The 9542-nt window shown below is 36.5% G+C and carries 9 protein-coding genes; all 9 read left to right on the top strand.

Annotation, left to right across the window (positions count from 1 at the left end; all coding sequences use genetic code 11):
• Positions 1-154: 154 nt before the first annotated feature.
• The 9 genes from KPC_RS14660 to KPC_RS14620 all read left to right on the top strand — a co-directional run bounded on the left by KPC_RS14660 (position 155) and on the right by KPC_RS14620 (position 9423).
• Positions 155-1156: a CobW family GTP-binding protein gene (locus KPC_RS14660; RefSeq protein ID WP_121975104.1), complete on the top strand. Its 1002-nt coding sequence runs from the start codon at positions 155-157 to the stop codon at positions 1154-1156.
• Between the two features lie 57 nt (positions 1157-1213).
• A complete protein-coding gene (locus tag KPC_RS14655) occupies positions 1214-1744 on the top strand; it encodes a YaeQ family protein (RefSeq protein WP_121975103.1) in 531 nt (176 codons plus the stop codon).
• A gap of 110 nt (positions 1745-1854) precedes the next feature.
• Positions 1855-2478, top strand: a complete 624-nt coding sequence (locus tag KPC_RS14650; protein WP_121975102.1) for an MgtC/SapB family protein — start codon at positions 1855-1857, stop codon at positions 2476-2478.
• 21 nt (positions 2479-2499) lie between these two features.
• Positions 2500-3720, top strand: a complete 1221-nt coding sequence (locus KPC_RS14645; protein WP_121975101.1) for a DUF2252 domain-containing protein — start codon at positions 2500-2502, stop codon at positions 3718-3720.
• A 15-nt stretch (positions 3721-3735) separates the two neighbouring features.
• Positions 3736-4077, top strand: a complete 342-nt coding sequence (locus KPC_RS14640) for an FKBP-type peptidyl-prolyl cis-trans isomerase (protein ID WP_121975100.1) — start codon at positions 3736-3738, stop codon at positions 4075-4077.
• Between the two features lie 419 nt (positions 4078-4496).
• On the top strand, positions 4497-6491 hold the full coding sequence (gene pgaB / locus KPC_RS14635) for a poly-beta-1,6-N-acetyl-D-glucosamine N-deacetylase PgaB (protein WP_121975099.1): 1995 nt from the start codon (positions 4497-4499) through the stop codon (positions 6489-6491).
• Between the two features lie 12 nt (positions 6492-6503).
• Complete coding sequence (pgaC, locus tag KPC_RS14630; protein ID WP_121975098.1) at positions 6504-7772, top strand: poly-beta-1,6-N-acetyl-D-glucosamine synthase; 1269 nt, start codon at positions 6504-6506, stop codon at positions 7770-7772.
• A 19-nt stretch (positions 7773-7791) separates the two neighbouring features.
• Entirely contained in the window at positions 7792-8205 is a 414-nt protein-coding gene (pgaD, locus tag KPC_RS14625; protein ID WP_121975105.1) for a poly-beta-1,6-N-acetyl-D-glucosamine biosynthesis protein PgaD, read from the top strand.
• A gap of 93 nt (positions 8206-8298) precedes the next feature.
• Positions 8299-9423, top strand: a complete 1125-nt coding sequence (locus tag KPC_RS14620) for an acyltransferase family protein (RefSeq protein WP_121975097.1) — start codon at positions 8299-8301, stop codon at positions 9421-9423.
• Positions 9424-9542: the final 119 nt, after the last annotated feature.

Here is a 9542-nt window from a genome sequence, read left to right as displayed (position 1 = left end):
TTAATAAAGTGAATGATCAACTATTATCTGATTTTTACAGATCATTCTGAATTTTTCCTTAAAGCATATTCATATTTTGATGATTACAGTTATGATGTCTGGATTGGCAAAAAATATTGCCAAAATGGTTGAATAGCAGGTATTGGGTAGTCAATTGAAAATTCTTCAAACATCAGCAGTAAAAACACACATTATTTCAGGTTTTTTAGGTGCAGGTAAAACCACGCTTTTACAGCATTTGCTGAGTCAGAAACCTGAAAATGAAAGATGGGCTGTGTTAATGAATGAATTTGGTCAAATCGGTGTTGATCAACAACTATTACCACAGACTGATGGCTATGAGGTGAAAGAGCTTTTAGGTGGATGTCTGTGTTGTGCAAGCCAGTTACCAATGCAGATCGCATTATCAAGATTGTTGAGTGATAGCAAACCTGACCGACTTTTTATTGAACCAACAGGCCTTGGACATCCTGCGCAGCTTTTAGATCAGTTATCTGAGCCTCATTGGAAGCAGAATATTCAAATGCAGGCACCAGTTACTGTGATTGATGGTAGTCGCTTACATGATCAGCTGTGGACTGAACAAAACTTGTATCAGGATCAGTTAAAAGCTGCGCAAATTGTAGTTGTTTCACATCAGGATCTGATGAATGATCTGGATAAGCAGGCATTATCTGAGCTTAAACGAGAATATCAGGTGTATGTGCAATCATGGATTTTGGCTGAGCAAGGTCTGGTTAAATTAGAACAAATTGATTTTAACTATCAGAGAGTAGAACGGAAACTACAGCCGTTGCTGAGTATTCAGCGTCAAATAGGTGTGGATCAGGTATTACCTGAAATTAAGCAATTACCTTATCATTATGTAGAAACAACCCAAGGTTACACTGTCGCGGGATGGAAATTTTCAAAACACTGGCAATTTAATTTTTATGATGTACTGGATGTCTTATGTGAACAAAAAGACTGGTTACGTATAAAAGCAATTTTTAATACAGATCAGGGATGGATGACTTTTAATTTTAACCCTGAGCAATTTAACTATAAATCAGGTGAAGAAAATATTGATAATCGGGTCGAAATTATTTCTGCACAGTCTATTCAAACCGAAGCTTTCGAGAACAGTCTGTTGAAGTGTCGAATTATTCAGAAATAATGGTCAACGAAAGCCCTAAAATCTTATATGCTTAGCGCCAAAGTCGAGGAATATATAATGGCGTTAAAAGCAACGATTTATAAAGCCGATTTAAATATCGCAAATATGGATATTCATCAGTATGGTGACTATCAATTGACACTGGCATTGCACCCTTCTGAAACTATTGAGCGTCTGATGGTTCGTATTCTGGCTTATGCCAGATATGCTGATGATGCTCTGGAATTTACCAAAGATTTGTTTGAAACCGATGAACCTGCTCTATGGGAAAAGGATTTAACAGGGCAATTGGTAAAGTGGATTGAGGTTGGTTGTCCAGATGAAGATAAAGTAAAAAAAGCCAGCGCAAGATGCAAGCAGGTTGCAGTTGTTGCTTATGGTAACGCTGTAGCTGAGTGGTATAAAAGAAACAGTAAACTAAAGACCTTGAAGAATGCTGAAGTTTGGCAATTATCAGAAAAAACTACATCTGAAATACAGCAGTTGTGTAAAAGAACCATGCAATTACAACTTAATGTGATGGACGGTGAGTGGACTTTGATTGGTGATGAGCATCAGGTTGTTATTGAGTGGACTCAGTTGCAATAATATTTATTACAAATAGTTAAAAAATAGAGGAAGATGTCTGAATTTGTCTTGCATCTTCTATTTTAGTTGCTTTATACCTAAATCATACAATTTAAATAAAAGCAGAAAATATGGAAGCTGATATTTATCATTTATTGATTGCACTAGGTATTGGTGCTGTCATAGGTACTGAGCGGGAGTATCGTAGTAAATCGGCTGGGCTTAGAACAATGATTATTGTCAGTCTGGCTTCATGCCTTTTTACCATATTATCTCTCAAGATTGGTGTTGAGAATCCAGATCGTCTAGCTGCAAATATATTAACGGGACTCGGTTTTCTTGGGGCTGGGGTGATTTTTAAAGATGATAATAGAATTTCCGGAATTACGACCGCAACAACAATCTGGATGGTCGCAGCTTTAGGCATGGCTGCTGGTGCTGGTTATATCATCTTAAGTCTGTTTGGGACTTTCATTGTACTGGTCGTGCTGGTTTTATTGATTTATGTTCAGGATAAAATCGAGACTATTCACCAGTCGAGAAATTATCGGATTGTATGTGATTATCAACAAGAAACTTTAGATAAATATGAAGATCTATTTAAAAAATATGATATGCGTGTGATCCGTGGTGTACAAAATAAAACAGAAAAACAAATCACAGGACGTTGGATTTTAATTGGATCGGCGCAGAATCATAAGTTACTCACCGAGTATTTATTATGTGATAGTGAGATAAAAGAATTAATTTTTTAGTGCTTAAATCTTGGAGCATGTATGTCAAATATCTATCAGCGTGTCATGAAATATAATCAAAATCGGGTTCCAGGATTTTTACCTCTTAAATTTAAATTGATGGCAAGTGGCGCTTTTCGATTTTATCGGGGATCATGTCATTTATTTTATGAGGATTTATTACAAAAACAAACGTGGACAGATGCTACAAAAGCCTGGATTTGTGGTGATTTACATGTTGAAAATTTTGGCACATATCGAAGTCGTAATAAGGTGGTTTATTTTGATTTGAATGATTTTGATGAAGCTGTTTTAGCACATCCGACCTGGGAGTTTGTCCGTTTTATTACCAGTGTGTTTTTGGCAGGTAAAGAGCTGAAATTTAAAGATGAAGAATTGAAAAATATTACAGAAATCTTAAGTAACGAATACATCAATACCTTGAAATCAGGAAAGGCATATTCGATTGAAAAAGAAACTATTCAGGGCGTTTTAAAGAAATATATAAAGACGCTGGAGGCGCGTAATGAACTTGACTTTTTAAACTCAAAATCTATTTTAAAAAGTAATAAGAAAAGAGAGTTTATCATTGATAATAAAAGATATTTCCCGATTGATGATAAAACGTTAAAAAAAGCGCTCATAGCAGACTTTAGTGCTTATCTGAATACTTTAGTGAGTGATAAGCAAGCGGAGTTTGAGGTGCAGGATGCCGCAATACGTGTAGCAGGAACTGGAAGTATCGGTTTGAAGCGTTACGTATTTTTAGTTTATCAGTCGGCAACTCGGGATTTTTATTTATTTGACGTCAAGCAGGCACAACCTTCGTCTCTGAGTCTGACACCTTTTTTAAAAATTGAGCAACCTGAATGGAAAAATCAGGCGGAAAGAATTCAAACCATACAATACTATATGGAATATGTAACTCCAGGATGGTTATCACGTATTGATCTTGATAATGAATCTTTTATTGTTAAAGAATTACAACCTGAACAGGATAAAATGGATTTTAGTTTATGTATGGGTAAACCCAAAAAGTTTACGGATGCGTGTCACTATATGGCAAGACTGATCGCTTATGCACAACTACGTTCAGCAAGTCGGCAAGGGGCAGATAATATTGACGGATTGATAAAGTTTGCAGAAAATGCTGTGCAATGGAAAGCAGAATTACTTGATTATGCGTATAATTATTATCAGCAGGTACTGCGTGATTATGCTGAGTTTTCTGAGGCGTATCATGCTGTAAACATTGAAAAGTAAAGACCCGGATATACTATGTCAAACGAATTGGAAATTATTGATTTAAAAATAGGCGAAGGTAAGGAGGCGGTGAAAGGCGCCTTAATTACCACTCACTATACAGGTTGGCTGGAAGATGGAACAAAATTTGATTCATCAATTGACCGTGGAAATTACTTTGAATGCGTTATTGGCACAGGTCGTGTTATTAAAGGTTGGGATCAGGGCATCATGGGAATGAAAGTTGGGGGAAAACGTAAGCTGATTGTGCCTGCCCATTTGGCATATGGTGAACGAAAAATGGGAAATATTATTCCTGCAAACTCAAATTTGATTTTTGAAATTGAATTGTTTGATGTCAAAACACGTGATGAATGATTAGTTATTAAATGTTTTAAAAGGTTGTCGAGTTGTTTTCAAATGCTTAATAACCTTTTATTACTGTTATTGTATAAGCTACATTTTTATTAAAAATAAGATTTTAGTTGGCTCTCCTGATGAACCATGACATATCATAACGAATTTTATATTTACTATGATGTAATAATATTGAATCAATTGAATGGTTATTTTTATTGAAAATGAAATGAATGTGGAAAAGTTGTTGGTAAGATGTAAGTGTATTAAAAACAATAAAATTATTATTTTTTTTTAAGTTTGATTTCAGCTTTGTAAATTATAAATTAAAATTGCAAAGAGCCTGATATTCTTGAGCGTCTCACAACCTTTCAAGACACCATCCAATCTTTTGTGATGATCCTCCCAATCATTATGTATTAAGACTATGAGCAATTACTATGCTAACTCGTTTTTTTAAACCCGCGTTTCTCGCTTGCCTGTCTGTTTTGGCAATTTCAGTGAGTGTGACAGCACATGCTGAGGCAACAAGTGCGGATTCTTCAACCTTAACGATTATTGGTTATCATGAAATTACGGATAAGAAGGGTGCATTGATCCCTCAGTATGCGATTACTTCGCAACAGTTCGAGCAGCAAATAACCTGGTTGAAAAAGAATGGGTTTAACTTTATTACTGTAGACCAGCTATTAAAGGCACATGAAGGCAAATATCGTTTACCTGCCAAATCTGTGATGATTACTGTAGATGACGGTTACCAGTCTTTTTACCAGCATGCTTATCCAATAGTCAAAGCACAAAAAGTTCCTGTTGTTTTAGCTGTGGTTGGTAAGTGGCTAGAACCAAAAGAGAATCAAAAAGTACAATTTGGCGATGAAGTTATTCCACGTAGCGAAATTTTATCATGGCATGAATTGAAAGAGATGCAGGATAGCGGTTTTGTAGAAATTGGTAGCCATAGTTTTGACTTGCATCACGGTATTGTTGGTAATCCTCAAGGTAGCTCACAACCAGCAGCAACAACACGTTTATATGATAGTAAAACTAAAACTTATGAAAGTGACAGGGCATATGCAACCCGAATTTATTCGGATTTAAAGAAAAATAATGAGATATTGAAAGCACATGGGATTCGTAGTCCACGTGTCATGGTATGGCCGTATGGTCGTTATAATATGCAGACAGTTGATATTGCAAAAAAAACTGGTATGCCGATCACCATTACACTAGATGATGGTGCAAATAATGTTAAACAGTCACTAGGTCATCTGAATCGTATTTTGATTGAAAATAGTACTACACCAAATGACTTGTTAGCAGATATCAGAACCCGTTCAATGGGATTGAATGACAATAACCGCCCCCAAAAGGTAATGCATGTTGATCTGGATTATATCTATGATAAAGATCCAGTTCAGCAAGAGAAAAATTTAGGTTTATTATTGGATCGCATTATTGCAATGAAAGTGAATACTGTATATCTACAGGCATTTTCAGATCCAGATGCAGATGGTTCAGCTGATATGGTGTATTTTCCGAACCGTTATATTCCCATGCGTGCAGATTTATTTAACCGTGTAGCATGGCAAATCCAGTCACGTACTCAAGTAACTCGCTTATATGCATGGATGCCTTTGTTTGCCTGGGATTTACCAAAAAATAATCCAGTATCCAGGCGTGTCGTGGTTACCCAGCAGGCCAAAGCTTCCGACCATCTGAATATGGGATATCGTCGCTTAACACCGTATTCTGCTGAAGCACGTAAAGTGATTAAAGGAATTTACGAAGATTTGGGCAAATCATCTACATTTAATGGTATCCTATTCCATGATGATACAACCCTTTCTGATTACGAAGATGCAAGTCCTGAAGCTCTAGCTGCATATAAAAAAGCTGGGCTGTCAACTGATCTCGATGCTGTTCGCAAGAATGATGCTCAGTTACAGAAATGGACTGCTTTTAAAACCAAGACCATAGATGATTTTGCAATGCAAATGGCTGCTGAATTACGTCGTTATCAGCCATATCTGGTTACTGCACGCAATTTATACGCGCAGGTTGCACTTAATCCATATTCTGAAAACTGGTATGCCCAATCTTTAGAAGAGTCACTGAAGCATTATGATTTCACAGCAATTATGGCAATGCCTTATATGGAACAAGCACCAGATAAGGAGAAGTTCTATGCTGATATTGTGAATCGTGTAAAAAAATATCCGAATGGTTTGAAGAAGACAGTATTTGAGTTGCAAGCTCTGAACTGGCGAACAAGTCAGCCAGTTCCATCGGAAGAGATGGCCCAAACGATTAAATCTCTGTACAGCCAAGGTGCTATGCATATTGCTTATTATCCAGATGATCCATTTAAAAATCATCCAGATCCAGCAGTTTTGCGTGAAGTATTTGACTTACAGCCTAATCGTCTTATTCCTTAGAAGGAATTAAACATGACGTCGTTACAATACTTTTGGCATTCGGCATTGAACTTTGTATTTTATTATCCATTGTTCATGTCTTATCTATGGATGATTGGTGCATTAATTTTCTATAGAAAAGAGCGAAAAGAACCTCCTTATAAACAACCTAAACCGCTTGAAAGTTATCCTAAAGTTGCGGTTTTGGTGCCATGTTTTAATGAAGGGGATAATGCCGAAGAGACTTTAACCCATGCCTTGGCTTTGAAATATCCAAATTTTGAGGTTATTGCAATCAATGATGGAAGCTCTGATAACACGGCAGAAGTTCTTGATCAGCTGACTTTAAAGCATGAAAAGTTACGTGTTGTACATTTGGCACAGAATCAGGGTAAAGCGATGGCGCTGCAAGCTGGAAGCTTGCTGACTGATGCTGAATATTTAATTGGTATTGATGGTGATGCATTGCTGGATCCGCATGCTGCATCGTGGATGGTACGTCATTTTCTTGAAGATGAAACTGTGGCTGCAGTGACGGGAAATCCGCGCATTCGTACTCGTTCAACTTTAATTGGTCGTATTCAGGTTGGTGAATTTTCTTCTATTGTTGGCATGATTAAACGTGCGCAACGTAGTTTTGGACGTTTGTTTACAGTTTCTGGCGTGATCACTGCATTTCGTAAGAGTGCTGTTCACGAAGTGGGATACTGGTCTCCTAACATGCTAACCGAAGATATTGATATCACTTGGAAATTGCAAAGGGCAGGTTGGGATATCCGGTTTGAACCGAATGCTTTAGTCTGGATACTGATGCCTGAAACTTTAAATGGTTTATGGAAGCAGCGCTTGCGTTGGGCAATGGGCGGTGCTCAGGTATTGATTAAAAATATCGATGTCTTGGTTAAGCCTAAGTTGAATTTTTTATGGCCATTGATGATTGAGTTAATTTTAACCCTGGTTTGGTCATATCTGATGTTAATCATGGCAATTATCTGGTTGCTCCATTTTATATTACCGATGCATGCGATGAGTAATGGTATTAGCTCACCATTTTTACCGTATGGAAGTGGTATCTTGTTGGGTGCGACATGTCTTATTCAGTTTGCTTTAAGTAAATGGATGGATAGTCGTTATGAGCCAAACTTATTCAAAAACTATTATTGGATGATTTGGTATCCGTTCGTCTTTTGGTTGATCACGATTACTGCTAGTATTGTCGCGTTTCCAAAAGTCCTGTTACGTGGTGATGGCAAACGTGCGCGTTGGGTGAGTCCAGATCGTGGTGTTCGGATAAATGATTGATGCTATGAGTAAAGAAAAAATGAAATCAAATAATTTGATTATTGATTTACGCCGTAAGTTACCATGGCATAAGCGCTATATGTCGAATACCAGTACTGCGATGATGTGGGCTTGCTGGCTATTTCTCTGGCGTCCGATTGTGTTAGTGATTGGGCTTATCGGTTTGCAAAAGCCACATCTGGTTCATGAAGTTCTGCATGCTTTTGGGATAGGTGTGCAGCATGGGATTACAGCACTTATTGCATGTGCTGTTGCACTTTGGCTTTGGAGTCATTTTATTCCAGCCAAAACTGTTAAAAAGTCAGAAGTAAAGACAACAGATGATTATGCAGAGTATTTTGCACTTCCTATGACACAGATTGAACATGGTCGGGAACAAAAAATATCGACTGTTCATCATGATGAAAATGGTCGAATAACCTTTATTGAATAGATTGTTTTCATGTGAATAGTCCCACTTTTGTGGGATTTTTCTTTGAGAAAAACCGTGTTTTGAACACAATAGAAAAACAGGTAATAATGATTTATGGCAAAATTAAACGCTGCCGAGAGTATTCGGGGAATTGCATGTTTGGCTGTTGTGTTCTCGCATTTGAGTTTGACTTTTTATCCCTATTTACACCATTTTGATTTAGACCAAAAACCTGAGAATCAATGGGTATATATGATTCATCATTCACCTTTTGGATTCTGGTATTCAGGTACAGCTGCTGTATTTGTTTTTTTTGTATTAAGTGGATTTGTTCTCAGTTACAGCATTTGTAGAAGTCAGAATATCCCCAAGAAAATTGAAATTATGGCAGTAAAACGTTACCCACGTTTAGCCATACCTGTATTTTTGTCATGCATTCTGGCCTGGGCAACTAAAAAGTTTGTCGAGATAGATGCTTCAGGTGTAAATGCATGGTTTCAAAGTTATGTTGACCAACCACTGAGTTTAGGCAAAGCAATATATGAAGGGAGTATAGGTTCTTTTTTGTTTGCTGCCAGTGACTCAAACTGGGTGTTGTGGACTATGCAGATCGAGCTTTTTGGATCTTTTCTTTTGTTTTTATTGCTATTTTTATATCAGTATAATAAGAATCTTTTTTTTATTGCTTCGATTGCCTTTCCTGTTGCTGCATATTTTAAAGACGAAACTTTTTTCTTTGGTATGAGTAGTTTTGTTATCGGGATTTATATTTACCTTTATGGGAAAAGTGTAAAATTTGCTGTGGCACTTCCAATGTTTATTGTTGGACTATATTTAGCAGGTGCACATAATACAAGTCATGCCTATACATGGATTCAGCGTTATTTAGGTGAAAAAACCTATGATTATTGCAATTTTCTTTCTGGTTTTTTCATTGTTTACAGTGTACTCATGTCTGCAAAACTTTCAGATATTTTAGATAAAAAATTGTTTGTTTGGCTTGGAAAGTTATCATTTTCGATTTATTTATTGCATATGGTCATGATCTATCTGGTTTGCGTACCTGTCTTTAATTTACTATTACAAGCACATTTTAGTTTTGATCTGGCTGTTATTTCTTCGATAATGATTTGTATGGCTGTGACTTTATTTTTTGCTCATTTTTATAGTGAGTACGTAGATAGTTTTGCAATTAATATCAGTAATAAACTGGCCAAATTACTGGTTAACAAACCCTGATATTAAATCATTTTATTTATGTGAATTTGAGTGAATTAAAAGTCATATGTATATCTGCGTTAAATGTAAAAAATAATTAAAATGAAAGATATAGATCAAAGTTTTGGTCTATATTGAAA

The organism is Acinetobacter stercoris (assembly GCF_900323515.1).
In the GTDB taxonomy this organism is placed as follows: domain Bacteria; phylum Pseudomonadota; class Gammaproteobacteria; order Pseudomonadales; family Moraxellaceae; genus Acinetobacter; species Acinetobacter stercoris.
Note: the sequence above shows the minus strand (reverse complement) of the source record. Positions and strands in the feature narration are given on the sequence as shown.

What these genes read in the sequence shown, in the direction of transcription:
- KPC_RS14640 (WP_121975100.1), top strand. Translation starts at nt 3,736, where the DNA reads ATGTCAAACGAATTGGAAATTATTGATTTAAAAATAGGCGAAGGTAAG.
- pgaC (WP_121975098.1), top strand. Translation starts at nt 6,504, where the DNA reads ATGACGTCGTTACAATACTTTTGGCATTCGGCATTGAACTTTGTATTT.
- KPC_RS14620 (WP_121975097.1), top strand. Translation starts at nt 8,299, where the DNA reads ATGGCAAAATTAAACGCTGCCGAGAGTATTCGGGGAATTGCATGTTTG.
- KPC_RS14645 (WP_121975101.1), top strand. Translation starts at nt 2,500, where the DNA reads ATGTCAAATATCTATCAGCGTGTCATGAAATATAATCAAAATCGGGTT.
- pgaD (WP_121975105.1), top strand. Translation starts at nt 7,792, where the DNA reads ATGAAATCAAATAATTTGATTATTGATTTACGCCGTAAGTTACCATGG.
- KPC_RS14650 (WP_121975102.1), top strand. Translation starts at nt 1,855, where the DNA reads ATGGAAGCTGATATTTATCATTTATTGATTGCACTAGGTATTGGTGCT.
- pgaB (WP_121975099.1), top strand. Translation starts at nt 4,497, where the DNA reads ATGCTAACTCGTTTTTTTAAACCCGCGTTTCTCGCTTGCCTGTCTGTT.
- KPC_RS14655 (WP_121975103.1), top strand. Translation starts at nt 1,214, where the DNA reads ATGGCGTTAAAAGCAACGATTTATAAAGCCGATTTAAATATCGCAAAT.